The following is a 25,575-nucleotide window of genomic DNA, read 5'->3' as shown; positions in this document are numbered from 1 at the left end:
GCAGTATAACAAGCGTGCCCCGCTTAGCGGGGCACGCTCTCAACGCAGCGCCAGGCACTGCTTGAGGAGAGGACGCGTCTAGAGCGGCACGCTGGCATAGGTCGGCTCGCCGCGAGCCTGGGCCAGCGCCAGCACGGCGCTCGATACCAGCTCCGGGGAGGCATCGGCCTGAGCGACGGGATGGACCACGGCCACCCCTGCGTACTGCCCCGGCCGCGAGATACCCAGCCGCTCGTCCCGCGGCGGCATGCCGAAGTACTCGCGGTAGCACTTGGAGAAGTGCGGGGTAGAGACGAAACCACACGCCGAGGCGACTTCGATGATCGACATCGGCGTCTGCTTGAGCAGCTGCCGCGCCCGGGTCAGGCGCAGCTTGAGATAGTAGCGCGACGGCGAGCAGTGCAGGTACTTCTGGAACAGCCGCTCCAGCTGTCGCCGCGACACATCGACATAGTGGGCCAGCTCGTCGAGGCCGATCGGCTCCTCCAGATTGGCCTCCATCAGGGCGACGATCTCCAGCAGCTTGGGCTGGGTGGTGCCCAGCACGTGCTTCAGCGGCACGCGCTGCTGGTCCTGCTCGTTGCGCACTCGGTCATAGATGAACATCTCGGAAATGCCCGCCGAGAGCTCGCGGCCGTGATCACGACCGATCAGGTTGAGCATCATGTCGAGCGGCGCGGTGCCGCCGGAGGCGGTGGCGCGATCGCGGTCGATGGAGAACAGCCGGGTAGTCAGCGCCACCCGCGGGAAGGCTTCCTGCATGGCCGCCAGACACTCCCAGTGGATACTGGTCTCGTAGCCGTCGAGTAGCCCCGCGCGAGCCAGCGCCCAGCTGCCGGTACACACCGAGCCGAGGCGCCGCGACTGGCGGCCCTGGGACTGCAGCCAGTGAACGTGCTCGCGCTGCACGCTGCGGCTGGGCCCGACCCCGCCGCAGACGATCACCATGTCGAGCGCCAGCGGCGTAGCGGTGGCGGCATCCGGGGTCACCTGCAGACCGTCACTGGCACGCACCGGTCCACCGTCGAGGCTCAGCGTATACCAGCGGTAGAGCTCACGACCGGCCAACTGGTTAGCCATGCGCAGCGGCTCGATGGCCGAGGCCAGTGAGATCAGGGTGAAGTTGTCCAGCAGCAGAAAGCCCAGGGTCTGGGGTGCGGCAGTGGGTCGTGCGGCCTGGGGGGAAAATGTCATGGGTCACTCCAGCACGGTTGGCTTAGTGGACGCCGGTATCACCGGCGACCGCTGTTGTCGTTATTAGGTGTCGCTTGCCTGTCGCGAATAGGCACGTTTCCCGGCAATCTAATCGCATCGCGCCGTCAACACAGCTCAAATTTGCCTATCGCATCGACGGGATGCAGTAATCTGCGACAATCGTGTCGCGGAGAGATATGCAGAGGTCGCCCCGGCTGCCGTGCACCAACCAAGGACGCCGCTGCGGGGCAGCGGCGTCGCGAAGGGATAATCGCTGAGCGTTCAACGTTTCTTGAACAGGTGCTCGGCGTGGTAGCGCAAGTGATCCTCGATAAAGGTAGCGATGAAGAAGTAGCTGTGGTCGTAGCCGGGCTGGCGGCGCAGCGTGAGTGGGTGGTCGTGCTCGGCGCACACTGCTTCCAGCCGCTCGGGCCGCAACTGCTCCTCGAGAAAGTTGTCGGCCTCGCCCTGGTCGATGAACAGCGGCTGGCGCGAGGCGCCCTTGGCCACCAGCTCGCAGGCGTCATACTGGGTCCAGCTGCCCGGATCGTCGCCCAGGTAGTTACCGAAGGCCTTCTTGCCCCACGGGCAGGTGCTGGGATTGACGACCGGCGCGAAGGCCGATACCGAGGCATAGTGGCCCGGGCGGCGTAGCGACAGTACCAGCGCCCCGTGACCGCCCATGGAGTGGCCGCTGATCGACTCGCGGCCGTTGACCGGAAAATGCTGGCGCACCACCGAGGGCAGCTCCTCGGAGACGTAGTCGTACATGCGATAGTGCTTCGACCACGGCTCCTGGGTGGCGTTGACATAGAAACCCGCGCCACTGCCGAAGTCGTAGCTGTCATGTTCGCCCGGCAGGTCGGTGCCGCGCGGGCTGGTATCGGGGCAGACGATGGCGATGCCCAGCTCGGCGGCCAGACGCTGGGCACCGGCCTTGTGCATGAAGTTCTCGTCGTTACAGGTCAGTCCCGACAGCCACCAGAGCAGCGGTACCCGTTCGTTTTCGGCCTGGGGCGGCAGATAGATGGCAAAGATCATCTCGCAATCCAGCGCCCGGGAGTGGTGCTTGTAGCGCTTCAGCCAACCGCCGAAGGACTTGTTGGCCGACACCAGCTCCAACTGTTCACTCATGGTCATGGCTCGTTCTCCTCTAAGCCGATAAGCCCCGGCCACCATGGGTAGCCGGGGCGTGGTGCGATTCCCCGCACTCTGATTCAGCAACAGCCGTGGCGCATATCGCGCGCTTCGCGCGTCACGCGGCGGCGGGCACGATCAAAAGTGCAACACGGTGCGTATGCTCTTGCCGGCATGCAGCAGCTCGAAGGCCTCGTTGATCTGCTCGAACGGCATGTCGTGGGTGACGAACTCGTCGATCTTCAGCTCGCCGTTCATGTAGCGATCCACGTAGCCCGGCAGCTCCGTGCGACCCTTGACCCCGCCGAACGCCGAGCCCTTCCAGACCCGCCCGGTAACCAGCTGGAACGGCCGCGTGGCGATCTCCTCGCCGGCCCCCGCCACGCCGATGATGATCGATTCGCCCCAGCCCTTGTGGCAGCACTCCAGCGCCGAGCGCATCACGTTGACGTTGCCGATGCACTCGAAGGAGTAGTCGACGCCGCCGTCGGTCAGATCGACGATCACCTGCTGAATCGGGTCCGAGTAGTCCTTGGGATTGACGAACTCGGTGGCGCCGAACTGCTCGGCCAGCGTGAACTTGTCGGGATTGACGTCGATGGCGATGATGCGGCTGGCCTTGGCCATCTGCGCGCCCTGGATCACCGCCAGGCCGATGGCGCCCAGGCCGAACACCGCGACGGTGGCGCCCGGCTCGACCTTGGCGGTGTTGAGCACCGCGCCGATGCCGGTGGTCACGCCGCAGCCGAGCAGGCAGATCTTGTCCAGCGGCGCCTGCTTGGAGACCTTGGCCAGCGACACCTCGGGCAGCACGGTGTACTCCGAGAAGGTCGAGCAGCCCATGTAGTGGTGCAGCATCTTGCCGTCCAGCGAGAAGCGGCTGGTGCCGTCGGGCATCAGCCCCTTGCCCTGGGTGGCGCGCACGCTGCCGCACAGGTTGGTCTTGCCCGAGAGGCAGAACTTGCACTTGCCGCACTCGGCGGTATAGAGCGGAATGACGTGGTCGCCGACGGCCAGCGAGGTGACGCCTTCGCCGACCTCCTCGACGACGCCGGCACCCTCGTGGCCGAGCACCGCCGGGAAGTTGCCCTCGGGGTCGGCGCCGGACAGGGTGTAGGCGTCGGTGTGGCAGACGCTGGTGGCCTTGATGCGCACCAGCACTTCGCCGGCCTTGGGCCCTTCGACGTCGACCTCGGTGACCTCCAGCGGCTTGCCGGCTTCAAGTGCGACTGCGGCGCGTGACTTCATTGGTAGACTCCTGTAGACCCGTGCGTCGGGGCGGGCGTCGACGACTGCCGAGCGCCACACCAGTGTCTTGTCAGTCTAGGTCAGGCATCGCCACTGGATAAACTGGGCTAGGCTCATAAGATTATTGTCATCAAGCAATAATCCAACGAGGAAACCACCATCATGCAACGCTGGGATCGCATCGAGGCGTTTATCGAAGTCGTTCGGCTGGGCACCTTCTCGGCCGCCGCGCGCCACCTCAAGGTATCCAACTCCCACGTCAGCCGTCTGGTCGGGCAGTTGGAGAACCATCTCGGCACCCAGCTGCTCTACCGCACCACCCGACAGATCCGCCTCACCGATGCCGGCGCGCTCTACTACGAGCACTGCCACCATCTGTTCGACGGCTTCCGCGAGGCCGAGGCGGCCATCGACGACCTGCAGCGGCGCCCCAAGGGCATCCTCAAGCTGACCTCGGCGACCACCTTCGGCGAGCGCTTCGTGGCCCCGCTGGTCAACGACTTTCAGTGCCTGCACCCGCAGCTCGAGGTCTACATGCACTTCACCAATCGCCAGGTGGAGCTGATCGACGAAGGCTACGATATCGCCATCCGCATGGGCGTGCTCAAGGATTCGACGCTGATCGCACGACGCCTGTGCGAACGCCGCGAATACATCGTGGCGTCACGCGGCTATTTCGAGCAGCACGCCCGCCCCCACTCGCTGGCCGAGCTGGCCAGCCATCGCTGCCTGCTGGGATCGCGGGATTTCTGGCTGTTCGATGTGCGCGGCTCACGCCGCGAGGTGAGGGTCCAGGGGCGCTGGCAGGCCAACTCGGGGCCGGCGCTGCTCGATGCCGCGCTCAAGGGGCTGGGGCTGGCGCAGCTGCCCGACTACTACGTGGAGCCCTACCTGCAGTCCGGCGAGCTGGTCTCGGTGCTCGACGCCTTCCAGCATACCGATACCGCGGTGTGGGCGGTCTACCCGCGCCACCGCCATCTCTCGCCCAAGGTCAGGCTGCTGGTCGACCACCTGGTCGCCAATATCGGTGAGCGCATCCAGCACTGCCACGACCACCCGGGGGTGGGCTTCCAGCCCCCGGCGCGCAGCTAGCCTACCTCATCGAGCAGCGGTCGCAGGCTATCGGTCAAGTAGCACTCGTCGAATTCACCCTCGAGCGCCAGCGCCTGCATATCGGGAATCAGCAGCTGGTGGCGATCGCGGTGGACCAGGTCGTCCTCGCCCAACGCGGTAAAGGTGCGACTGACGTGGACCGGGCTCAGGCCGAGGATATCGGCCAACTGCTCCTGGGAGAGCGGCAGGCGGAAAGCCGCGCCACCGTCGGGTTCGGTCTGGCGCAGCCGCACGTACATCTCGAGCAGAAAGTGCGCCATCTTCTGGCGCGCGCTGCGCCGCGCCAGATTGACGAGACGCTCCGTCAATAGCGCCTGCTGGCGGCTGGAGATCGCGAATAGCACCGAGGTCAGGGTGGTGGACTGGCGGAACAGTTCGAGCATGCGGGCATGGGGGAAGTGGCACACCACCCCGTCTTCGATCATCTGCACGCCGGCCAGGCGCTGGCAAAATGCGAACTCGCGCAGGCCGATGATATCCCCGGGCAGATAGACCTCGAGGATCTGGCGGTTGCCATTCTCGAGATGCCGGTAGGAGTAGGCCCAGCCGGTGCGTAGAGTGCAGAACTCGGTGGCACGATCGCCCTCTTCCCAGAGCTGGGCGCCGGCCTTGACCTCGGTTGGGCTCTGCTCCAGATCGTTGAGCAAGCGCTTGTCGGCTTCCGATAGCGAACAGTAGTGATTGAAGTGCCGAATGATGCAACTGTCTGTGTAGTCCACGACCGCCTCTCCCCTGATGACGATATCGAGCACTGCTGTCGGCGCTGGCAGCAGCATTTTTGCCACTATACCCTAACGCTCACATGCAGCCGACCGCTATCCCACCCGCCGCCACAGGACAGCGCAAAATGGCCTTACGAATCAAAGACTAGGCGGACTTACAGAACATCAGCGTGGGCTATGGCAGGGGCAGGTCGAGAGGCATGACAGCGGGGATGGCCTGCCCGGGAGGCAGGCCATCCAGCGCCTTTGATCAGCACTCGATGGCGTTGACGGCCAGGCCACCGCGGGAGGTTTCCTTGTACTTCTCCTGCATGTCGGCGCCGGTGTCGCGCATGGTGCGGATCACCTTGTCCAGCGAGATGAAGTGCTCGCCGTCGCCGCGCATCGCCATCTGGGCGGCGTTGATCGCCTTGACCGAGGCGATGGCGTTGCGCTCGATGCACGGCACCTGCACCAGGCCACCCACCGGGTCGCAGGTCAGCCCCAGGTTGTGCTCCAGGCCGATCTCGGCGGCGTTCTCCACCTGGCCGACGCTGCCGCCCATCAGCTCGGCCAAGCCGGCGGCGGCCATGGCGCAGGCCGAGCCCACCTCGCCCTGGCAGCCCACCTCGGCCCCCGAGATCGAGGCGTTCTTCTTGCACAGGATCCCCACCGCCCCGGCGGCGAGCAGGAAGTCGACCACGTCACGCTCGCAGGCGTCGGGCTGGAACTTCATGTAGTAGTGCAGCACGGCAGGGATGATGCCCGCCGCGCCGTTGGTGGGCGCGGTAACCATGCGCCCGCCGGCGGCGTTCTCCTCGTTGACCGCCAGGGCAAAGACGTTGACCCAGTCCATTGCCGAGAAGGTCGTGGCAATCAGGCTGGGGCTCTCGCCCACCGCCAGCAGGCGGCGATGCAGGGCCGCTGCCCGGCGCTTGACGTTGAGCCCACCCGGCAGCACGCCCTCGGCGGCCAGGCCGGTATCCACGCAGGCGCGCATGGCCTGCCAGATCCGCCACAGGCCGTCGCGAATCTCCGCCTCGCTGCGCCAGGCCTTCTCGTTCTCGAGCATCAGCTCGCTGATGCGCAGGTCATGCAGGCGACACAGGGCCATCAGCTCGGCCGCGGAGTTGAAGTCATAGGGCAGCGCGGTGGTGTCGCTATCCAGTTCGCCGGCCTGGGCCTGACGCTCGTCAATCACGAAGCCGCCGCCCACCGAGTAGTAGGTGTTTTGATGCAGCGGCTCGCTATGGCCATGGGCGACCAGGCGCATGGCATTGGGGTGATGCGGCAGGCACTCGTCGTGCCACTGCAGGTCGCGGCTCCACAGGAAAGGCACGGCCAGGCGGTTGTCGAGCAGCAGGCTGTGGGACTCGAGCAGCTCCTCGATGCAGGGGCTGATGATGGCCGGGTCGATGCGATCCGGCTGCTCGCCCATCAGCCCCATGATCACCGCACGGTCGGTGCCGTGGCCCACGCCGGTGGCCGACAGCGAGCCGTAGAGATGCACCTCGATACGCGCCACTCGCTCGAGCAGCTCCCGTTCGCGGAGCTCGGCCAAGAAGTCGCAGGCGGCGCGCATCGGCCCCACGGTATGCGAACTCGACGGCCCGACGCCGATCTTGAACAGGTCAAACACGCTGATGGACATCGCTCGGCTCCCAGCTTGGCCTCATAGGCCATTGGATCAGTTTGACTAAACCTCGGTAGCAACGCATCTTGCCTATCAAGGATAGCCTACGCATGGAAGCCATGTTCAATCAGGATGCGATAGGCGACAATCGAGAATATTTTGTCCTGGATATACTTAAACTAAACCATGAGCCGTTCACTCAACGCCCAGACCCACGCCTGGCTGAAGGTCTTCGCGGTCAGCGCCCGCCACCTCTCCTTCACCCGCGCCGCCGAGGAGCTGCACGTCACCACCGGCGCGGTCAGCCAACAGATCAAGCAGCTCGAGGAGCGCCTCGGCTTCAAGCTGTTCCGACGCCGACCGCGGCGACTCGAGCTGACCGATGAGGGGCGTCGCCTGGCGACGGTGGTCGACGATGCCTATCAATCCGTGGGCCTCGAGGTCAGGCGCCTGCGCAGCGGTGTCATGAGCGGCATCCTGCGGCTGCGCAGCGTGCCGTCGTTCCTGGCCAAGTGGCTGATGCCGCGCCTGCCTCGGCTGCAGGCACGCTTCCCCGACATCGAGCTGCAGGTGGTCGCCGAGGACAGCAACATCTCACTGCGCGACGGCGACTACGACCTGGCCCTGGACCTCAACGATGGCCACTACCCGGGGCTCGCCATCACCCCGCTGATGGACGAGGTGATCTTCCCGGTCTGCGCCCCTGCCCTGCTGCGCGGCAAGCCCTCGCTGTCGGCGCCCGAGGACCTGGCCTGGTACCCGCTGCTGCACGACGTCACCGCCTGGCGCGGCAGCCACGACTACGCCGAGTGGGAACACTATCTGCACGCCATCGAAGCGCCCCACGTCAACGTACGCCGCGGCTACACCTTCAACCGTAACCAGCTGACCATGGAGGCCGCCATCGCCGGCATGGGCGTGGCGATCGCCCGCCAGACGCTGATCACCAGCGAACTCAAGAGCGGCGCCCTGATCGCCCCCTTCCCCCAGCGCGTGGCCACCGGCAAGCGCTACGGCATCGTCTACGCCCAGGGCGCACTGGACGACCGCCGCGTATTGGCCGTTCACGACTGGCTGGTGGAAGAAGCCCGGCGCGGCGCGCCAGCGCAGGCGTAATCGACCCGCGGCACAACGCAAGATGCCCGCCTCTTTGCGGAGGCGGGCGTCTTGAACGGGGCGACCCGGGAAACTACTCGTCGAGGAACGAACGCAGCGGCTCGGAACGCGACGGGTGGCGCAGCTTGCGCAGCGCCTTGGCCTCGATCTGACGGATCCGCTCACGGGTCACGTCGAACTGCTTGCCGACCTCCTCGAGGGTGTGGTCGGTGTTCATGTCGATGCCGAAACGCATGCGCAGCACCTTGGCCTCGCGGGCGGTAAGGCCGCCGAGCACGTTGCGGGTGGCTTCGATCAACCCCTCGCCGGTGGCCGAGTCGATCGGCAGCAGCATGGTGCCGTCCTCGATGAAGTCGCCCAGGTGCGAGTCGTCATCGTCGCCGATGGGCGTCTCCATGGAGATCGGCTCCTTGGCGATCTTGAGCACCTTGCGCACCTTGTCCTCGGGCATCTCGAGGCGCTCGCCGAGCTCTTCCGGGGTCGGCTCGCGGCCCATCTCCTGCAGCATCTGCCGCGACACGCGGTTGAGCTTGTTGATGGTCTCGATCATGTGCACCGGGATACGGATGGTGCGCGCCTGGTCGGCAATGGAGCGGGTAATCGCCTGACGAATCCACCAGGTGGCGTAGGTCGAGAACTTGTAGCCGCGGCGATATTCGAACTTGTCGACGGCCTTCATCAGGCCGATGTTGCCCTCCTGGATCAGGTCCAGGAACTGCAGGCCGCGGTTGGTGTACTTCTTGGCAATCGAGATCACCAGGCGCAGGTTGGCCTCGACCATCTCTTTCTTGGCCCGGCGCGCCTTGGCCTCGCCGATCGACAGCCGACGATTGACCTCCTTGAGCTCGGTCACCGGCAGCTGCACCATCTCCTCCTCGAAGGAGATCTTGCGCTGAGCGCGGGCGATATCGCTGCGGAACGGCGCCAGGCGATCGCTGTACTTGGCGTTGGCGGCCAGGAAGTCGTCCATCCAGTCGCTGCGCGACTCGTTGCCGGGGAACGACTTGATGAAGGTCTTGCGCGGCACCTTACCGCGCTTGACGAACACCTGCATGATGACCTTTTCCTGCTCGCGCACCTGCTCGACGCTGATGCGCACCTGGCCCACCAGGCGTTCGAAATGCTTGGGCACCAGCTTGATCGGCGAGAACAGCTCGGCCAGACGCGCCTGCTCTTCCAGCGCCTGCTTGGAGGTGCGGCCGTGCTTGGCGATGGCATCCTGGACCAGCGCATTTTGCTCGCGGATCTGCTCGAAGCGCGCACGCGCCTCTTCGGGGTCGGGACCGCCTTCGTTGCTGCTTTCGTCATCCTCCTCGTCGTCATCTTCGTCGAGCTCGGACTCGGGCTCCGGCTCCGGCACCTCGGCCTCGGCCACGCCGGGGATACCCTCGTCGGGATCGATGAAGCCGGAGAACAGGTCGGACAAGCGCCCCGGGGCCTCTTCGTCCTGGGTGCCGTCGTAGATCTCGAGAATCGACTCCACCGCACCGGGCAGGTAGGCCAGCGCCGACATCACCTCGCGGGTGCCTTCTTCGATGCGCTTGGCGATCTCGATCTCGCCCTCGCGGGTCAGCAGCTCGACGGTCCCCATCTCGCGCATGTACATGCGCACCGGGTCGGTGGTGCGGCCCACGTCACTCTCCACCGCGGCGAGTGCCGCCACCGCCTCTTCGGCGGCCTGCTCGTCGGTGGAGTGATCGGACATCATCAAGGTGTCTTCATCGGGCGCTTCTTCAACGACGCTGATACCCATGTCGTTGATCATGCCGATGATGTCTTCCACTTGATCCGGGTCGGCGATATCCTCGGGAAGGTGGTCGTTGACCTCGGCATAAGTCAGGAAGCCCTGCTCCTTGCCGCGCGCGATCAACTCCTTCAGACGTGACTGCTGCTGCGCATTTCCAGCCATAGAAACCCTATCTCGACGAAGAAGAATGAAGCACCCAAACGGGTAGGCGAAGAAAATCGTAAAGCCGACCAGTATAGCTGCTAGCCATAGGGGTCCGCCAGTGATGCGTTTGCGCCGACGTTCAGGTGTGTTAGTTTGTTCGGTTAGGCTCTCGACAGCGGTCGCCTTGCCCCCTTAGATGGTGCTGCCGGGTAACAATTCAACCCTGATGCCCAATAAAGGCCCTAGCCGCTCATTTCTCTGCCTCAGCCAACAAGGTCATGAGGCGTCGCCGCTCCTCGGCCGTCAACGTCTCTCCCTGACGCTTTCTACCCAGCAGGCTGTCGATTTCCTGCTGGCGAGTCGGCTGCTGCCGATTGCGCTGAAAGTAGGCCACCAAGCCATCCAGCTCGGCGCCGCGATTGGCGCGGGGTATCAGCAGCTCCCGGCGCGCCAGGGCCGCCAGCCGCTCGCCCTCCTGGCTGCCGTGGAAGTGCGCCAACAGCACCTGGGCGCTGCGATAGCCGCCGGCGCGAATCAGTGCGATCACCTCGCGACACAGCGCTCCATCCGGATCAGCCTCGGGGCACCAGTCATCCTGCGCCGGCAATCTCTCCACCAGCCCGGGCTCATGCACCAGCAGCTGCAGCGCCCGCGCCGCCAGGCTCAGGGCGCCCCGCGATGCGGCGGGGCGCTCGCTGCGCGGCACCTCGGCAGACGCCTCGGCCAGCGGCGCGGGCGCTGCCACGGGATCCGGCGCGCTCAACAGCGACTCGAAGCGCGCCTGATCGACGCCGGTACGCTTGGCCAGCTCGCTGAGCATCAGCGACTTGAGCACCCCTTCCGGCAGCCGCGCCAGTGCCTTGAGCACCTGGCTGGCGAAACGCTCGCGCTCCTCGACGCGCGCCAGATCACGACCCGCCGCCGCCTGATCGAACAGGAACTCCGACAGCGGGCTGGCACAGGTCACGCGATCATGAAAGGCCTCGCTGCCCTCATTGCGCACCAGGGTATCCGGATCCTCGCCCTCGGGCAGGAACAGGAAACGCGCCTGGCGGCCGTCGATCATCAGCGGCAGCACCGTTTCCAGCGCCCGGGTAGCGGCCTGACGACCAGCGCGATCGCCGTCGAAGCAGAACACCACCTCGTCGACCATGCGAAACAGCCGCGTCAGATGGTCCTCGCTGGTCGAGGTGCCCAGAGTCGCCACCGCGTTACGGATGCCGAACTGGGCCAGCGCCACCACGTCCATGTAGCCCTCGACGATCAGCACCCGCTCCAGTTGGCGATGGGCCTGTCGCGCCTCATACAGCCCGTAGAGCTCGCGCCCCTTGTGAAACACCGGGGTTTCCGGGGAGTTGAGGTACTTGGGCTTGGCATCCCCCAGCACCCGCCCACCGAAGGCGATGGTATTGCCCTTGACGTCGCGAATCGGAAACATCACCCGATCGCGGAAGCGATCATAGGTACGCCCGCTCTCCTCGCGATGCACCAGCAGGCCGTACTCGATCTGCACCGCCTCGCTGATCCCCTGCTCACCCAGATGGCGCTTGAGCGCCTCCCAGTCGTTGGGGGCAAAGCCGATGCCGTACTCCTCGACCACCTGGGGCGACAGGCCACGCTTGTCGAGATAACCGCGCGCCGCCTGCCCTTCGGCCATCTTCATGCGCTCGCGGAAGAAGCGTGCCGCCAGCTCCAGCAGGTTGACGCCCTGCTTGCGCTTCTTCTCGCGGGCCTGGGCACGCGGGTCGTCGGCGCCCTCCCGCGGCACTTCCATCCCCTGGCGCGCCGCTAGCTGCTCGACCGCGTCGGGGAAGCGCAGATTGTCATACTCCATCAGGAAACGCAGCGCGTTGCCGTGGGCGCCACAGCCGAAGCAGTGATAAAACTGCTTGTCCTGGCTCACGGTGAAGGACGGCGACTTTTCCTGATGAAACGGACACAGGCCCGAGTGGTTGCGGCCGCTCTTCTTGAGCTGTACGCGCTCACCCACCACCTCGACCACGTCGACGCGGGCCAGTAGATCATCGATGAAGCGTTGCGGAATTTGTCCGGCCATGAACCTCAGCGATCCTGAAACGCACTCGCCAGCGTGAGCAATAGCAGCGCGTGAAAAACAAGCGGCCACCGAATCGGCGGCCGCTTGGCGTCCCTCTTGGAACGGTCAGTCAACGCGACGGCGACCGCTCCCAGTACGGATCAATACAACCGTTCGAAACGCTTGCGCTCACGCTGCAGCTTCTTGGCGTGACGCTTGACGGCGGCTGCGGCCTTGCGCTTGCGCTCGGCAGTCGGCTTCTCATAGTGCTCGCGACGACGCACTTCGGAGAGAACACCGGCTTTTTCACAGGAACGCTTGAAGCGACGCAGAGCGACGTCGAACGGCTCGTTATCACGTACTTTGACAGAAGGCATTAAGCACTCACCTACCTTGGAATCATGAGTTCGGTTTGAACGCACGCCCTGGGGAACCCCGTCCCTCACGCGTTTCGTCACTGGCTGACTTCACCATGAGAACAGGCAAGGGCAGCAAAAGGGAGAAGCGAAAGAAAAAGTGCATCCCGGGCGCACGACCCAGTCTTACAGCGCACAGTAGTCTAGTCGTCGTCTCCCGGGTTTGCAAATTTCCCGGCGCGGCCCCTGCCCTCGACGCCGCAAAGGACGTAGAATGAGCGCCCCACAGCGACCACGGAAGCCCGCCACGATGCGCGTACTGGGGATCGAGACCTCCTGCGACGAGACCGGCGTCGCCCTGTTCGACAGCCAGCGCGGCCTGCTGGCCGATGCCCTCTACAGCCAGGTGGCAATGCATGCCGACTTCGGCGGTGTGGTGCCCGAGCTGGCTTCCCGCGACCATACCCGGCGCCTGCTGCCGCTGATCGACGAGGTGCTGGGCACGGCCAACCTGAGTCGCCACGACCTCGACGGCATCGCCTATACCGCCGGCCCCGGCCTGGTCGGCGCGCTGATGGTCGGCGCCGCCACCGCTCACGGCATGGCGCGCGCCCTGGATATCCCGGTGCTCGGCGTCCACCATATGGAAGGCCATCTGCTGGCGCCCATGCTCGAAGACGACGCGCCTGACTTCCCCTTCGTCGCGCTACTGGTCTCGGGGGGCCACACCCAGCTGGTCGAGGTGCTCGCCCTGGGCCGCTATCGCCTGCTCGGCGAGTCGGTGGACGACGCCGCCGGCGAAGCCTTCGACAAGGCGGCCAAGATGCTCGGCCTCGACTACCCCGGCGGGCCGCAGATCGCCCGCCTGGCAGAGAGCGGCGATCCCCAGCGTCTGCGCTTTCCGCGGCCGATGACCGACCGCCCGGGACTCGACTTCAGCTTCTCGGGGCTCAAGACCCATACCCTGACCGCGATCCGCCAGCTCGATGCCGCCGGCGAACTCGATGATCAGGCCCGCGCCGACGTGGCCCGCGCCTTCGAGGAGGCGGTGGTGGATACCCTGGTGATCAAGTGCCGCCGCGCGCTGGACGCCAGCGGCCAGACGCGCCTGGTGGTGGCCGGCGGCGTCAGCGCCAACCGCCGCCTACGCGAGCGCCTCGACCGCGAGTGCGCCAAGCGCGGCGCCCGGGCCTACTACCCGCGCGGACGCTTCTGCACCGACAACGGCGCCATGATTGCCTATGCGGGAACCCAGCGTCTATTGGCCGGCGAACGCGACAGCGCCACCATGCTCGCCGTGCCGCGCTGGCCACTGGCGGATCTAACCCCGCCTGCCAGTACGCCAAGCCCGCAATGATCGCGCTATTTATGTTCAGAACCCAGCGCCTATTGGCCGGGGAGCGCGACAGCGCCACCATGCTCGCCGTGCCGCGCTGGCCGCTGGCGGAGCTCACTCCTCCGGCGGCTTGACGCCGCGCCGCCGGAAGCGCAGCTCGCCCCCGCTGCCCAGTCGACGAATGTTCCACACGTGGCGAATGACCACCAGCAGCGCGAAGGCGCTGACCACCCATACATAGTCCGGCGCCAGCCACCAGCTGGCCAGCGGCGCCAGGCAGGCGGTGGCCAACGAGGCCACCGCCGCGGTGCGCACCCGCCATGCCAGCAGCGCCCACAGCAGCGCACACAGCAGGGCCACCCAGGGTGTCAGCACCAGCAGCACGCCGAAGGCGCTGGCCACCGCCTTGCCGCCGCGAAAGCGGTACCACAGCGGATAGCTGTGGCCGAGCAGCACCCCCAGGCCGACCACCCCTTGCGCCCAGGCCGGCAGCCCCGCCCCCTTGGCCAGCCACAGCGCCGGCATGCCCTTGGCGGCATCCAGCGCCAGCGTGGCCAGCGCCAGGCGCGCGCCGTACAGGCGTAGCACGTTGGAGAACCCCGGGTTACGCGAGCCGGCCAGTCGCGGGTCGCGCACTCTCGCCCAGCGACATACGCTGATCGCCCCCAACCAGCCGCCGCAGGCATAGGCCAGCGCCATCAGCATCAGGGTAACCAGCAGCAGTTCGACAGACGACATGGCCAGCGCGCCATAGCAAAGGATGCCTCGATTCTGCCAGCCTTGCCGAGCGAGCGGTAGCCGTGCCTTCCTATCGTTGGCGACATGGCTACAGTACAATCGCCGCTCGTTCGTCAGACAGCAGGATGGGAGACAGGGATGCGCAGCGATCGAGTGATCATCGAGGCACTGGCGGTGGAGACCGTGATCGGCGTCTACGACTGGGAGCGTGAGATCCGCCAGCGGCTGGTGCTCGACCTCGAGCTGGCCACCGACATCCGCGCCGCCGCCGCCAACGACGACATCGCCCTGACGCTGGACTATGCCGCCATCAGCCAGCGCATCGCGCGGTTCGCCGATGAGCAGGCGTTTGCCCTGGTCGAAACCTTCGCCGAGCGCCTCGCCAGCCTGCTGCATGACGAGTTCGCCATCGCCGGGCTGACGCTCACGGTGCGCAAGCCCGGCGCCGTGGCCGAGGCGGCCGCGGTAGGTGTGAGCATCGAGCGGGAGTGGTCGTCATGACACTGGTAACGGTCAGCATCGGCAGCAATATCCAGCGCGACCACCACGTACGGGTATGCCTCGACGCTCTCGCCGAGCGCTTTGACGCCCTGCAGATCTCACGGGTCTTCGAGAGCGAGCCGGTGGGCTTCGAGGACGGGCGCAACTTCTACAACCTGGTGGCGGCCTTCGAGACCCAGCTCGGCGTGGGCGAGCTACAGCGCTGGTGCAAGACCCTCGAATACGCTAACGGCCGGCGCCAGGACAGCCCCAAGTACAGCCCGCGCACCCTCGACATCGACCTGCTCACGGTGGGCGATGCCTGTGGCCTGGTGGACGGCGTGGCGCTGCCCCGCGACGAGGTCGACAAGCACGCCTTCGTGCTGCGACCGCTGGCCGAGCTGCTGCCCGACCACCGCCACCCGCTCAACGGCCAGCGCTACGCAACCCTCTGGGCGCACTTCGCCGAGAGCGAACAGGCCCGCCAGCAGCCGCTGTGGCCGGTGGATTTCGTGTGGCAGGGCAGGACCCTCTCCAGCGCCCGCTAGCCGACAGATAAGCTGTAAACATCTGCGCGGCGACCGTTCACACCAGGGCGTCGGCGATCACCTGCCAGCGCCGCCGCCGCACCTCCTCGCCCAGCGCCTTGCCGCGATAGCCCTCCTCGAGCAGCAGCCGCGGCACCACCTGCTGGGCCAGCCGCCAGGCCAGCGCCAGGTCTTCGGCCAGCGCCGGGCGCTCGAGGCTGACCAGCGAGATCAGCGGTACCACCCGCGCGCTGCGGCGCCAGGCGTCAATCGCATCCAACCAACCCAGGATCGCCGCTGCATCGGGATTTTCCTGGCGCCATAGCCCGCGGCTCAGCGCCACCTGCCGCGCCAGGTCGACGTAGGCATTGGGCAGCCGCAGGCGCTTGGCCAAGGCGTCACGCTGGTCGCCGGCGAGGTGCTCGACCAGCCGCGCCCAGCGCCAGCGCGGCAGCGCCCCGGCAAGATCGTCGAGGGGCTCTTCCGGGACCCGCACAAGACGCGCCAGGGCAGCGGCGAGCTCATCCGAGTCGCCGTCGAGCTCTGGCATCAGCTGTGCCAGGGCACCACAGGCATCGAGAATCGTGAAGTAGGCCGCAGGGTGAGGCTCGCCGAGGGCCTTTTCGGTCTCTGCCCAGACGCGCTCGGCGACCAGATGGCTCATCTCGCCGCTGGCCGCCAGCTCGCGCATCAGCGTCAGCGTCTCTTCGGCGATGATAAACCCCAGCCCCTGATAGCGAGCGAGAAAGCGCGCCGTGCGTAGCACCCGCAGCGGATCCTCGGCGAAGGCCGGCGACACATGGCGCAGCACCCGCGCCTCGAGGTCGTCGCTGCCGTGAAAGGGGTCGACCAGGCCACCGTCGGCATCCTCGGCCATGGCGTTAATGGTCAGGTCGCGGCGCGCCAGATCCTCGTCGAGGGTCACCTCGGGGCTGGCGTGCACCACGAAGCCGGTATAGCCGTGCCCGGCCTTGCGCTCGGTGCGCGCCAGGGCGTACTCCTCGTGGCTCCGGGGATGCAGGAACACCGGGAAGTCGCGGCCCACCGGCTTGAAGCCGCGCCGCTGCATCTCCTCCGGGGTGGCGCCCACCACCACCCAGTCGTTGTCATACACCGGCCAGCCGAGGCGCGCGTCGCGCACCGCACCGCCGACCCGATAGACCTCGAGCCCAGCGGTGTAGCGGTCGCCGGCGGCGCCCATTGTCAGTGCGCCACCCGGGTCGGGTGGCGCTGCGCCCAGTCGCTGAAGCCGCCGTCGAGGCTATACACCTGCCGATAGCCCTGCCCGGCCAGCCAGGCAGCGGCCTGCTGGCTGGAGTGGCCGTGGTAGCAGACCACCACCAGCGGCCGGTCGTGGGGCGTCTGATCGAGCAGCGCACCGGCGCTGGCGTTGTCGAGGTGGCGACTGCCCGGGATGTGCCCCTGGGCAAAGCTCATCGGGTCGCGAATGTCGACCAGCGTCAGCGAGGCCTCGGCGTCGAGCCAGTCGGCTAGCGTGATGGGGTCGAGGTGCTCGAAGGGGGTGTCGCTCATGGGTGTCTCCTGTGGCATGGCTGCTGCAGTCTCAGCGCTGCTGGCTGGGTACGCTGATACGTTCGCCGCTGTCGAGGTCGAGCGCCGTCAGGCTGCCGCCCCAGACGCAGCCGGTATCCAGGGCATCGGCGCGCACCCGAGCGCCCGGCGTATGCCCCTCGAGGGCCGCCCAGTGGCCGAAGATGATCTGCGGGTCGTCGGCGCGCGGGTAGCTGAACCAGGGAGCAAAGCCCGGCGGCGCCGAGTCGAGGCCCTCCTTGGCGGCAAAGTCGAGGCAGCCCTCGGCGTCGATGAAGCGCATGCGGGTAAAGGCGTTGACGATCACCCGCAGCCGCTCGATGCCGTCTAGGTCGTCACGCCAGCAGGCCGGCTGGTTGCCGTACATCTGCTCGAGGAAGGCCCCGCCGCGCTCACTGCCCAGCCGCTCACGAACCTCGTCGGCCAGCCCCAGCGCCTGGGGCAGCGACCACTGCGGCAGAATGCCGGCGTGCACCATCAGCCGCTCACCCTCGGCCACCGCCAGCGGCTGCTGCATCAGCCAGTCGAGCAGGGTGTCACGGTCGGTGGCGACGAGGATGGCGCCCAGGGTATCGCTGCGCTTGAGCGTCGCGCCGCCCCGCGCCACCGCCAGCAGATGCAGGTCATGGTTGCCGAGTATCACCCGCGCCGCCTCACCCAGCGCCTGCACTTCGCGCAGGCAGTCGAGGGAGCCCGGACCGCGGTTGACCAGGTCGCCGGCCAGCCACAGCTGATCGCGCTGCGGGTCGAACGCCAGTCGCTCGAGCAGTGCGACGAATTCACGGTGGCAGCCCTGCAGGTCGCCAACGGCGTAGCGCGCCATGGTGCTCTCCTTGCTCTGCTATGGGTGTCGGCGGCGGTGACAGCCGGGACTCAGTGTACCTGATTGGGCCCGGCCAGACGGAAGGGCGCAATGGTGACGTCGAAGGCCCGCTGGGCATGGGTGTCGACGCAGGTATAGGCGCCCTCCATGACTCCCACCGGGCCATCGAGAATCGCTCGGCTGGTATAGCGGAAGGTCTGGCCCGGGCCGATCAGCGGCTGCTTGCCGACCACGCCCTTGCCACGCACCTCCTGCACCTTGCCGCTGCCCTGGGTGATCTTCCAGTAGCGTGCCAGCAGCTGCACGCTGGTCGCCGAGTGGTTGTGCACGGTAATCGTGTAGCTGAACACGAAGCGCCGCTCGTCGGGAGAAGATTCATCCTCGCGAAAGTGCGGCTCGACGTCGACGTGAACGCCGTCGGGTAGCGGCTGACGGCTCATGAGACCACCTCCGCCAGATGGTTGGCGATACGCACGAACTCTTCGATGCGCAGGGTCTGCGGCCGCCGCGCCGGGTCGATCTCCAGACTCGTCAGGGTCTCGGCAGTGATGCGCCCCTTGAGGTTGTTGCGCAGCGTCTTGCGGCGCTGACCGAAGGCCTCGCGCACCACCTCGAACAGCACGCGCTCATCGACGGCCGGGTGCGGCAGTTCGGCATGCGGGGTCAGGCGCACGATGGCCGAATCGACCTTGGGCCGCGGCACGAAGGCCTCCGGCGGCACCACGAACAGCGAATCGACCCGGCAGCGATACTGGGCCATGACCGAGAGTCGTCCCCAGTCGGGACCGCCGGGCGTTGCCGCCAGCCGCTCGACCACCTCCTTCTGCAGCATGAAGTGCATGTCGGCAATCGCCTCGCGCTGCTCGAGCAGATGCACGATCAGCGGCGTGGAGATGTTATAGGGCAGGTTGCCCACCACCCGCAGCGGCTGGCCGTCACCCTTGAGCGCGGCGAAGTCGAATTTCAGCGCATCGCCCTCGTGGATCGTGAAATCCGGGTAGTTGAAGAACTGCACCCGCAGCCCGGGGATCAGGTCGCGGTCGAGCTCGATGACCTCGAGGCGCCCACCGGCGGCGTCAAGCAGTGGCTCGGTGAGCGCGCCCTGACCGGGGCCGATCTCGACCAGGCGCTCGCCGTCGCGGGGGGCGATGGCACGCACGATGCGCGAGATGATGCCGGGGTCGCGCAGAAAGTTCTGGCCGAAGCGCTTGCGGGCCCGGTGTACGGGAGGGCGAGATGACATGCGGGTTGGCGTCCTCTATGGGTCAGGCGAAAATCATGGACAGGCGCTAGCGGCCCGCGCGGCGGCCATCTCGGCAGCCAGATTGAGTGCCACCGCAAGGCTGCCGGCATCGGCGCCTCCGCTGGCAGCGAGATCGAGGGCGGTGCCGTGGTCCACCGAGGTGCGCACGATCGGCAGGCCCAGGGTGATATTGGCGCCGCGACCGAAGCCGGCGTATTTGAGCACCGCCAGGCCCTGGTCATGATACATCGCCAGCACCGCATCGACGCCGGCCAGATGGCGCGGAGTGAACAGGGTGTCGGCGGGTAGCGGACCGTCCAGGGTCAGCCCCTCGCCACGCAGCGCCTGCAGGGTCGGGGTGATCACCTCGAGCTCCTCGCGCCCCAGGTGGCCATCTTCACCGGCGTGGGGATTGAGCCCGCACACCGCAATGCGCGGTCGGGCGATGCCGAAATCGCAGCGCAGGTCGTGGTCGAGAATCCGCAGCACCCGGCCCAGTGACGCCGGGGTAATGGCATCGGCCACCTCGCGCAGCGGCAGGTGGGTGGTGGCCAGCGCCACGTGCAGCCCCGGGCTGCCCTGCCAGCCAGGCTGCCGGGCGTGCAGCGCGTCGTCGGTGGCCAGCATCATCACCACCTCGTCGACACCGCAGGCGTCACGCAGGTACTCGGTATGGCCCGTGAACTGCGTCCAGCCCGCCTCGATGATCACGCCCTTGTGCAGCGGCGCGGTGACCATCGCGGACGCGCGCCCTTCGCGGCAGGCAGCAATCGCCACATCGAGGCACTCGAGTACATAGCCGGCATTGCCCGTCGCCAACACCCCCGGCTGGCAGGCCGTCCTCAAGGCAACCGGCCACACCGAAAGCCGCCCGGACGCCATATGTGGCGTCTCGCCGTCGGCCAGGGCCACCACTTCGACCGCCAGGTCGAGCTGCGCGGCACGCTGGCGAAACAGCTCGGGATCGCCGATCGCCAGCCACGACCGCCCCACTCGGGCACCCTCGGCGGCCAGCCCAAGGATCAGGTCGGGGCCGATGCCGGCGGGCTCGCCGGCGGTGATCACCAGCGGAGGCATGGTTACAGCCGTACCTCGACGAAGGCGTCGGCGCGAATCTCCTGCAGCCAGATATCCAGCTCGTCATTTGCCTTGCGCTGGAACAGCGCCTGGCGAGCCTGGTCGCGCTGATCCTGGCCGCTGGCCGACTGGCCGCTCTGCTCACGATCGAGCAGCTTGACGATATGGAAGCCACTGGGGCTGCGCAGCGGCTGGCTGAACTCCCCCACCTCGAGCTGCGGCACCGCCTCGGCGAACACGCTGGGTACCTCACCGGCCTCGCGCCAGCCGATTTCGCCACCGTCGAGGGCCTGGCCGCCGTCGGACTCGGCGGCAGCCAACTGAGCGAAGTCGGCGCCGTCTTCCAGCTCACCGCGCAGCCGTTGGATGGTCTGCTGCGCCTCGTTGACCTGATCGCTGGTCGGCGACTGCGGCAGTGCCACCAGGATATGCGCCAGGCGATAGCGCACGCCCTGAGACGCCCCCTGCTGGTCGAGGTAGCGATCCACCTCGCGCTCGCTGACGTTGACCCGGCTACCCACCTGGCGCTGCTGCACTTCACGCATGATCAGCTCGCGCCGCACCTCCTCGCGTACCGACGCCAGCGTCAAGCCGTCCGCTTCCACGGCGTCGGCAAACTGATCGAGGGTCATGTTATTGCTCTCGGCGATCGAACGTACCGCGCGATTGAGCTCGGTGTCGTCGACGCTGAGGTTGGCGCTGCGCGCCAGCTGCATCTGGATTTCCTCATTGATCATCTGCTCCAGCACCTGGCGTCGCAGCGTCTGATCGGGAGGCGAATCGATGCCGCGCCCGGTGAGCTGGCTGCGCGCCTGCTCTACCCGCTGATCGAGCTCGCTGGCCATGATCGCGCCCTGGTTGACCACCGCCACGATACGATCGAGCGGTTGAATCGACTGCGCCCAGGCGGCCGGCGCCAGCAACAGCAGGGCGATGGCCAGCAACAGCCTGCTCGCCACCGCGAACCGTAGGGAGGGGTGTCGACTGCGCATAGCTACCTCATCTACTCTCATCATTGACTCTCTGATCGGCGTCTGGCCCTGCGGCCAGACACCCTAGGTGTAGCGCCGTTGCACTGGCAATGGCTGCATGATTAGAACTGAGTGGCACGATAGCCGGGGATCGCCTCTTCGAAATAGCTGTCCGCGTCGCGCCCAACACCACCCAGCCCCTTGAACACGAAGCGCAGGAAGATACCGCGATCGGTGAAATCATCATCGATATTCGCCGTATCGTTGTCGTCGATCCATTCGCGCCACACCAGCTGCAAGCCATAGCAGCAGTCGTTCCACTGCACCCCGGCCAGCTGTTCCAGGGCTCGGCTATTGGTGTGGTCGTAGGTGAAACGTCCGATCACATCGACACGTGGGCTGATGCGATAGGCCCCGGAGACATCGTACTCCTCGCGGTTGTAATCGAGCCTGTCCTCTTCATCCAGCGACGGATCGAACCCTTCGAGTTCCCAGCGGTAGCCAAGGTTCAACACATGGCCGCGCGGATCGCGATAGCGCAGGTCTACCGAGTTGCGCTCGGTGAGACGCCGCTGCTCATCGTAAAGCAGTTCATAGCCGGCACTCCAGCGGTCGGTCATTTGCCAGTCGAGCCGGGTGACCACCGGCGAACGGTCGCGAACCGCATTGTAGCGACGCTCGAAGTTGGACTCGGGAGGCAGGGTGTCGGGGTCACCGTTCATGTCGATGGTGCGATCATCGAAATAGGTGGCCTGGCCTACCCCCAGCGAGAAACGCTCGCGACCACTCTCATCGGCCAAGAAACGCGTACTCAGACCATAGGAGAGTCGATTGAGATCGCCGACCCGATCGGCCCCGGAGAAGCGATGCGGCGACCACAGCTGGTTCCAGGAGAACGCTCGCTCGTTGGTATCGAACTCGGGGAACTCACTCTGGTCCCGAGCCGGCACATAGGCGTAGTTGAGACGCGGCTCCAGGGTCTGGCGGTAGCCGTTACCGCGCACGTCGAGCTCACGCTCGAAGACCAGCCCGGCGTCCACCGAGGTCACCGGCACGGTTCGCGTCAGGCTGGTATCGCGGTCGGTCTGGCGATCGCCATAGTCGACCTCGTAGGCAGTGTGCAGCATCTCCACCCGCGGCTCGAGAAACCCCCAGCTCGGCTCGCCCCGCCAGCCGAGTGCCGGCGAGAGATGCACGCGCCCACCGGTCGCCGACTCGCGCAGCGGTACGCGGGTTTCGTCGACGTCGCGCCAGAAGTAGGTGGCATTGGAGCGCCACTGCTGATAGAGCCCGTTATCCTGGCGCCAGGTGGCATTGGCGGTCAGGCTAGGGAGCCGATAGAAGGGCTTGTCGCGGTCGCGTAGCGGGTCTTCCAGCTTCTGGAAGCCCTGGGCACGCGCCTCGAGCCGCCACAGGCTGCCGCGGTAGTCGAGCTGCGCCAGCCGCGGCATGTTCTCGGTCTCCTGCTCACCGAAGTCGCCGCCGAAATCTTCGAAGTAGCGGCCGTCACTGGCGCCGCCATAGCGTAGCTGGTAGCGCAGCTCGGGAGAGAAGCGCCCCTGATGCTGGTAATCGACATACCAGCGATCCTCCCCCTCGAAGCGCCGGCTGGGGCTGTTGGGATCGCGCGCCGAGCCCCCTTGGTCGTCGGCCAGGTAGGCGCCCTCGATCTGGCCCTCGTCGCTGTCGAACAGGTAGCGGAACTCCCCGCCCAGCAGCAGGCCGCGGTCGGTAATGACGCGCGGCGTTAGCGTCGCATCGTAGTTGGGCGCCAGATTGAAGTAGTAAGGCTGCGAGTAGTCCAAGCCGCTGCTGGAGATCCCCAGGGTCGGCCAGAGAAAGCCGCTCTGGCGACGGTCATCGATGGGGAAGCGCACCCAGGGCCAGTAGAACACCGGTACATCGGCCACCTCGAGCCGCGCATGCCGCGCCGTGCCGAAGCCGCTCTCCTCGTCGAGGACCACGTCGTTGCCGACCAGCTGCCAGAGGTTGTCGCCGGGGTCGCAGGTGGTGAAGCTGGCCTCGGTCATGCGGTAGCGGCCATCCTCGAGGCGCTCGAGGCGCTGCGCCCCACCGCGCAGGCGCTGGTCGTGCAGCACGTAGTGGGCGGTTTCGACCGCGGCCTGGTCGTCGACCAACGACAGCTCGGCGGCATCGCCACGCAGCAGCAGGCCCCGGTCGCGCAGCGTCACCGGCCCCGCGGCGAAGGCGCGATCGCGCTCGGCGTTGACCCGCACGCGGGGCGATTCGAGCTGGCTCTCGCCACGGCGCAGCACCACCTCACCGCCGAGGATCGTCTCGCCATCCTCGCCGTAGCTGGCGTCGTCGGACTCCGAACGCGCCTGCTCAGGGCTCGGCGCGGCCTCGATACGGTACCCCGGCATCACGTAGCGGCCCCGGCACAGCGCCTCGGCCGGCGCCTGCTCTCCCCATGGCTGCCAATCGAGCTGTTCCGCCGGAAGCGGCGGCGGCGCGGCGTGGGCCGTCATGACCCACAGGCCTGAGCCGCTGGCGAGCCCGGCCAGGGCAGTCCAGGAGAGTCGCTTGCCCATGTTTCTCGATGTCCTTGGCGAGTGAAATCGGTATTATACAGAGCGCGTTACGGCTGTCGCCCGCGACTGGCCCTGATCGCCGGTGGCGTCTGGCTCAGCATGCGGCGGCGCCCGCGGCCCGTCAACCGCTGGCACCGGTACGGCCCCTCGACCAGGAGTTTTCATGCCCCACACGCCTCGCCTCAACGCCCTGGCCCACTGGAGCGCCGAACGCCACGGCCTGGCAGCGGGCAGCGTCGATCTACAGCTGGCCGCCGGCGACGCCAGCTTTCGCCGCTACTACCGCCTGAGACTGCCCGACGGCACCACGCGGATGCTGATGGATGCCCCACCCGCACAGGAAGACAGCGCGCCCTTCGTGCGCATCGCCGAGCAGTGGCGCGACGCCGGCCTGCCGGTGCCCGGCGTTTACGCTACCGACCTCGAGCGGGGCTTTGTGGAGCTCGAGGACCTCGGCGACACCCCGCTCAGCGCACGCCTCAGCGATACGGCCTATGATCGCGCCGAGGCGCTGCTCGATCGCCTCCAGGCCGCCGCGCCACAGGCGGGCCTGCCGGCCTACGATGGCGCCCTGCTCGGCCGCGAGCTCGACCTGTTTCCCGACTGGTGCCTGGCGCAGCTGGTCGACCTCGCGCCGCCGCCCCAGTGGCCGGCCTGGCGTCAGCGGCTGATCGAGATGGCGCTGGCCCAGCCGCGGGTCGCGGTGCATCGCGACTTCGACGCCATGAACCTGATGCTTCACGGCGACGACCTCTATCTGATCGATTTTCAAGACGCCGTGGTCGGGCCGCTCAGCTACGACCTGATCTCGCTGCTGCGCGGCCGCTACCGGCGTTTCGATCTGGACGACTTCGGGCAGCGCTGCGAGGCGTTTCGCCAGCGCGCCCTGGCCGATGGGCGCCTGCCAGCGGACACCGGGGGCGAGGCGTTTCGCCGCCAGGTCGATGCCATGGCCGCCCAGCGCAGCCTCAAGGTGCTGGGCATCTTCTGCCGCCTGAGCCTGCGCGACGGCAAGGCCGGCTACCTGGCACGCCTGCCCCACTTTCTCGCCCATCTCGAGGATAGCCTGGCGCCCCACGCCGAGTTCGACGCCCTCAGCGAGTGGCTGCATGGAGCCTTCACCCCGGCGCTGTCGCGCGTGCTCGAGGCCCGCGACGTCGAGGTCGGCGAGTCATGAGGGCGATGATCCTGGCCGCCGGGTTCGGCACCCGCATGCGCCCCCTCACCGACCACTGCCCCAAACCGCTGCTGCCGGTGGCCGGCAAGCCGCTGCTCGTTCACCATCTGGAGCGACTGGCGGCCGCCGGCATCGATGATATCGTGATCAACGTCAGCTACCGCGCTGAGCAGATCATCCAGGCGCTGGGCGACGGTAGCGACTACGGCGTGCGCATCGCCTGGAGCCGCGAGGAGACGCCGCTGGAGACGGGCGGCGGCATTCGCCAGGCGCTGCCGCTGCTCGGCGAGGCGCCGTTCCTGCTGGTCAACGGTGATATCTGGTGCGATGCCGCGCTCGACGCCAAGCCGGCCTTGGAGGGCGCCCTGGCGCATCTGTGGCTGGTCGACAATCCCGATCACCACCCGGCCGGCGACTTCCATCTCGATACCACCGGCACCGTTCACGTCGAGGGCACACCGCGGCTGACCTTTGCCGGCCTCAGCCTGCTCGACCCGGCGCTGGTCGCCGGCCAGCCGCCGGGCGCCTTTGCCCTGGCACCGCTGCTCAAGCGCGCCATGGATGCCCACCAGGTACGCGGGCATCACCACCGCGGCGCCTGGATCGATGTCGGGACACCAGAGCGCCTGTATGCCCTCGACGCCCAGTTGCGTGGCACGCCCTCCGCTCACTGAAA

At 67.0% G+C, this 25,575-nt stretch carries 24 protein-coding genes; 7 read left to right on the top strand and 17 right to left on the bottom strand.

What is annotated here, in order from left to right:
* Positions 1-78: 78 nt before the first annotated feature.
* The 3 genes from BWR19_03865 to BWR19_03855 form a co-directional block, all read right to left on the bottom strand.
* On the bottom strand, positions 79-1,194 hold the full coding sequence (locus BWR19_03865; protein ID APX92142.1) for an AraC family transcriptional regulator: 1,116 nt from the start codon (positions 1,192-1,194) through the stop codon (positions 79-81).
* Positions 1,195-1,476: 282 nt separating this feature from the next.
* Entirely contained in the window at positions 1,477-2,334 is an 858-nt protein-coding gene (locus BWR19_03860; protein APX92141.1) for an S-formylglutathione hydrolase, read from the bottom strand.
* 135 nt (positions 2,335-2,469) lie between these two features.
* Positions 2,470-3,579 (bottom strand): S-(hydroxymethyl)glutathione dehydrogenase/class III alcohol dehydrogenase, encoded by a 1,110-nt coding sequence (locus tag BWR19_03855; GenBank protein APX92140.1) that lies wholly within the window; start codon positions 3,577-3,579, stop codon positions 2,470-2,472.
* Between the two features lie 162 nt (positions 3,580-3,741).
* On the opposite strand from BWR19_03855, the gene BWR19_03850 reads away from it, so the two are divergent.
* Positions 3,742-4,671: a LysR family transcriptional regulator gene (locus tag BWR19_03850; GenBank protein APX92139.1), complete on the top strand. Its 930-nt coding sequence runs from the start codon at positions 3,742-3,744 to the stop codon at positions 4,669-4,671.
* On the opposite strand, the gene BWR19_03845 is transcribed toward BWR19_03850, so the two are convergent.
* A complete protein-coding gene (locus BWR19_03845; protein APX94889.1) occupies positions 4,668-5,411 on the bottom strand; it encodes a Crp/Fnr family transcriptional regulator in 744 nt (247 codons plus the stop codon). The genes BWR19_03850 and BWR19_03845 overlap by 4 nt on opposite strands.
* A gap of 253 nt (positions 5,412-5,664) precedes the next feature.
* A complete protein-coding gene (locus BWR19_03840) occupies positions 5,665-7,044 on the bottom strand; it encodes an L-serine ammonia-lyase (GenBank protein ID APX92138.1) in 1,380 nt (459 codons plus the stop codon).
* A 168-nt stretch (positions 7,045-7,212) separates the two neighbouring features.
* Between BWR19_03840 and BWR19_03835 the strand changes: the two genes are divergently transcribed.
* Positions 7,213-8,142: a LysR family transcriptional regulator gene (locus tag BWR19_03835; protein APX92137.1), complete on the top strand. Its 930-nt coding sequence runs from the start codon at positions 7,213-7,215 to the stop codon at positions 8,140-8,142.
* Between the two features lie 73 nt (positions 8,143-8,215).
* Here the strand turns inward: BWR19_03835 and BWR19_03830 are convergent, their stop codons facing one another.
* The 3 genes from BWR19_03830 to BWR19_03820 all read right to left on the bottom strand — a co-directional run bounded on the left by BWR19_03830 (position 8,216) and on the right by BWR19_03820 (position 12,445).
* Positions 8,216-10,051, bottom strand: coding sequence for an RNA polymerase sigma factor RpoD (locus BWR19_03830; GenBank protein ID APX92136.1), 1,836 nt, complete (start codon positions 10,049-10,051; stop codon positions 8,216-8,218).
* A gap of 232 nt (positions 10,052-10,283) precedes the next feature.
* A complete protein-coding gene (locus BWR19_03825) occupies positions 10,284-12,089 on the bottom strand; it encodes a DNA primase (GenBank protein APX92135.1) in 1,806 nt (601 codons plus the stop codon).
* Positions 12,090-12,229: 140 nt separating this feature from the next.
* Positions 12,230-12,445, bottom strand: coding sequence for a 30S ribosomal protein S21 (locus BWR19_03820; GenBank protein ID APX92134.1), 216 nt, complete (start codon positions 12,443-12,445; stop codon positions 12,230-12,232).
* A 289-nt stretch (positions 12,446-12,734) separates the two neighbouring features.
* On the opposite strand from BWR19_03820, the gene BWR19_03815 reads away from it, so the two are divergent.
* Positions 12,735-13,781 carry a tRNA (adenosine(37)-N6)-threonylcarbamoyltransferase complex transferase subunit TsaD gene (locus BWR19_03815; protein ID APX92133.1) on the top strand — a complete coding sequence of 349 codons (1,047 nt, stop codon included), beginning with the start codon at positions 12,735-12,737 and terminating at the stop codon, positions 13,779-13,781.
* Between the two features lie 93 nt (positions 13,782-13,874).
* Here BWR19_03815 and BWR19_03810 read toward each other — a convergent pair whose 3' ends face one another.
* Complete coding sequence (locus tag BWR19_03810) at positions 13,875-14,468, bottom strand: acyl-phosphate glycerol 3-phosphate acyltransferase (protein APX94888.1); 594 nt, start codon at positions 14,466-14,468, stop codon at positions 13,875-13,877.
* A gap of 168 nt (positions 14,469-14,636) precedes the next feature.
* Between BWR19_03810 and BWR19_03805 the strand changes: the two genes are divergently transcribed.
* Both BWR19_03805 and BWR19_03800 read left to right on the top strand, forming a co-directional pair.
* Entirely contained in the window at positions 14,637-14,999 is a 363-nt protein-coding gene (locus BWR19_03805; protein ID APX92132.1) for a dihydroneopterin aldolase, read from the top strand.
* Complete coding sequence (locus BWR19_03800; GenBank protein APX92131.1) at positions 14,996-15,526, top strand: 2-amino-4-hydroxy-6-hydroxymethyldihydropteridine diphosphokinase; 531 nt, start codon at positions 14,996-14,998, stop codon at positions 15,524-15,526. Before BWR19_03805 ends, BWR19_03800 begins: the two co-directional genes overlap by 4 nt.
* Before the next feature lie 37 nt (positions 15,527-15,563).
* Here the strand turns inward: BWR19_03800 and BWR19_03795 are convergent, their stop codons facing one another.
* The 8 genes from BWR19_03795 to BWR19_03760 form a co-directional block, all read right to left on the bottom strand.
* On the bottom strand, positions 15,564-16,706 hold the full coding sequence (locus BWR19_03795; GenBank protein APX92130.1) for a polynucleotide adenylyltransferase: 1,143 nt from the start codon (positions 16,704-16,706) through the stop codon (positions 15,564-15,566).
* A gap of 2 nt (positions 16,707-16,708) precedes the next feature.
* Positions 16,709-17,038, bottom strand: a complete 330-nt coding sequence (locus BWR19_03790) for a thiosulfate sulfurtransferase (GenBank protein ID APX92129.1) — start codon at positions 17,036-17,038, stop codon at positions 16,709-16,711.
* 31 nt (positions 17,039-17,069) lie between these two features.
* Positions 17,070-17,879, bottom strand: coding sequence for a bis(5'-nucleosyl)-tetraphosphatase (symmetrical) (locus BWR19_03785; GenBank protein ID APX92128.1), 810 nt, complete (start codon positions 17,877-17,879; stop codon positions 17,070-17,072).
* Positions 17,880-17,929: 50 nt separating this feature from the next.
* Complete coding sequence (locus tag BWR19_03780; protein APX92127.1) at positions 17,930-18,319, bottom strand: Co2+/Mg2+ efflux protein ApaG; 390 nt, start codon at positions 18,317-18,319, stop codon at positions 17,930-17,932.
* On the bottom strand, positions 18,316-19,122 hold the full coding sequence (locus BWR19_03775; protein ID APX92126.1) for a 16S rRNA (adenine(1518)-N(6)/adenine(1519)-N(6))-dimethyltransferase: 807 nt from the start codon (positions 19,120-19,122) through the stop codon (positions 18,316-18,318). The genes BWR19_03780 and BWR19_03775 overlap by 4 nt, the downstream gene beginning before the upstream one ends.
* Before the next feature lie 33 nt (positions 19,123-19,155).
* Positions 19,156-20,199, bottom strand: coding sequence for a 4-hydroxythreonine-4-phosphate dehydrogenase PdxA (locus BWR19_03770; GenBank protein ID APX92125.1), 1,044 nt, complete (start codon positions 20,197-20,199; stop codon positions 19,156-19,158).
* A 2-nt stretch (positions 20,200-20,201) separates the two neighbouring features.
* A complete protein-coding gene (locus BWR19_03765) occupies positions 20,202-21,191 on the bottom strand; it encodes a peptidylprolyl isomerase (GenBank protein APX92124.1) in 990 nt (329 codons plus the stop codon).
* Positions 21,192-21,292: 101 nt separating this feature from the next.
* On the bottom strand, positions 21,293-23,722 hold the full coding sequence (locus tag BWR19_03760; GenBank protein APX92123.1) for an LPS biosynthesis protein: 2,430 nt from the start codon (positions 23,720-23,722) through the stop codon (positions 21,293-21,295).
* 163 nt (positions 23,723-23,885) lie between these two features.
* On the opposite strand from BWR19_03760, the gene BWR19_03755 reads away from it, so the two are divergent.
* Together BWR19_03755 and BWR19_03750 are read left to right on the top strand one after the other, a co-directional pair.
* Entirely contained in the window at positions 23,886-24,899 is a 1,014-nt protein-coding gene (locus BWR19_03755; protein APX92122.1) for an aminoglycoside phosphotransferase, read from the top strand.
* Positions 24,896-25,573 (top strand): mannose-1-phosphate guanylyltransferase, encoded by a 678-nt coding sequence (locus BWR19_03750; protein APX92121.1) that lies wholly within the window; start codon positions 24,896-24,898, stop codon positions 25,571-25,573. The genes BWR19_03755 and BWR19_03750 overlap by 4 nt, the downstream gene beginning before the upstream one ends.
* The last annotated feature ends 2 nt before the right edge of the window (positions 25,574-25,575 follow it).

It is taken from the genome of Halomonas sp. 1513 (assembly GCA_001971685.1).
GTDB lineage: Bacteria > Pseudomonadota > Gammaproteobacteria > Pseudomonadales > Halomonadaceae > Franzmannia.
The sequence above is the reverse complement of the archived record's forward strand: the minus strand, read 5'-3'. Positions and strand labels throughout refer to the sequence as shown.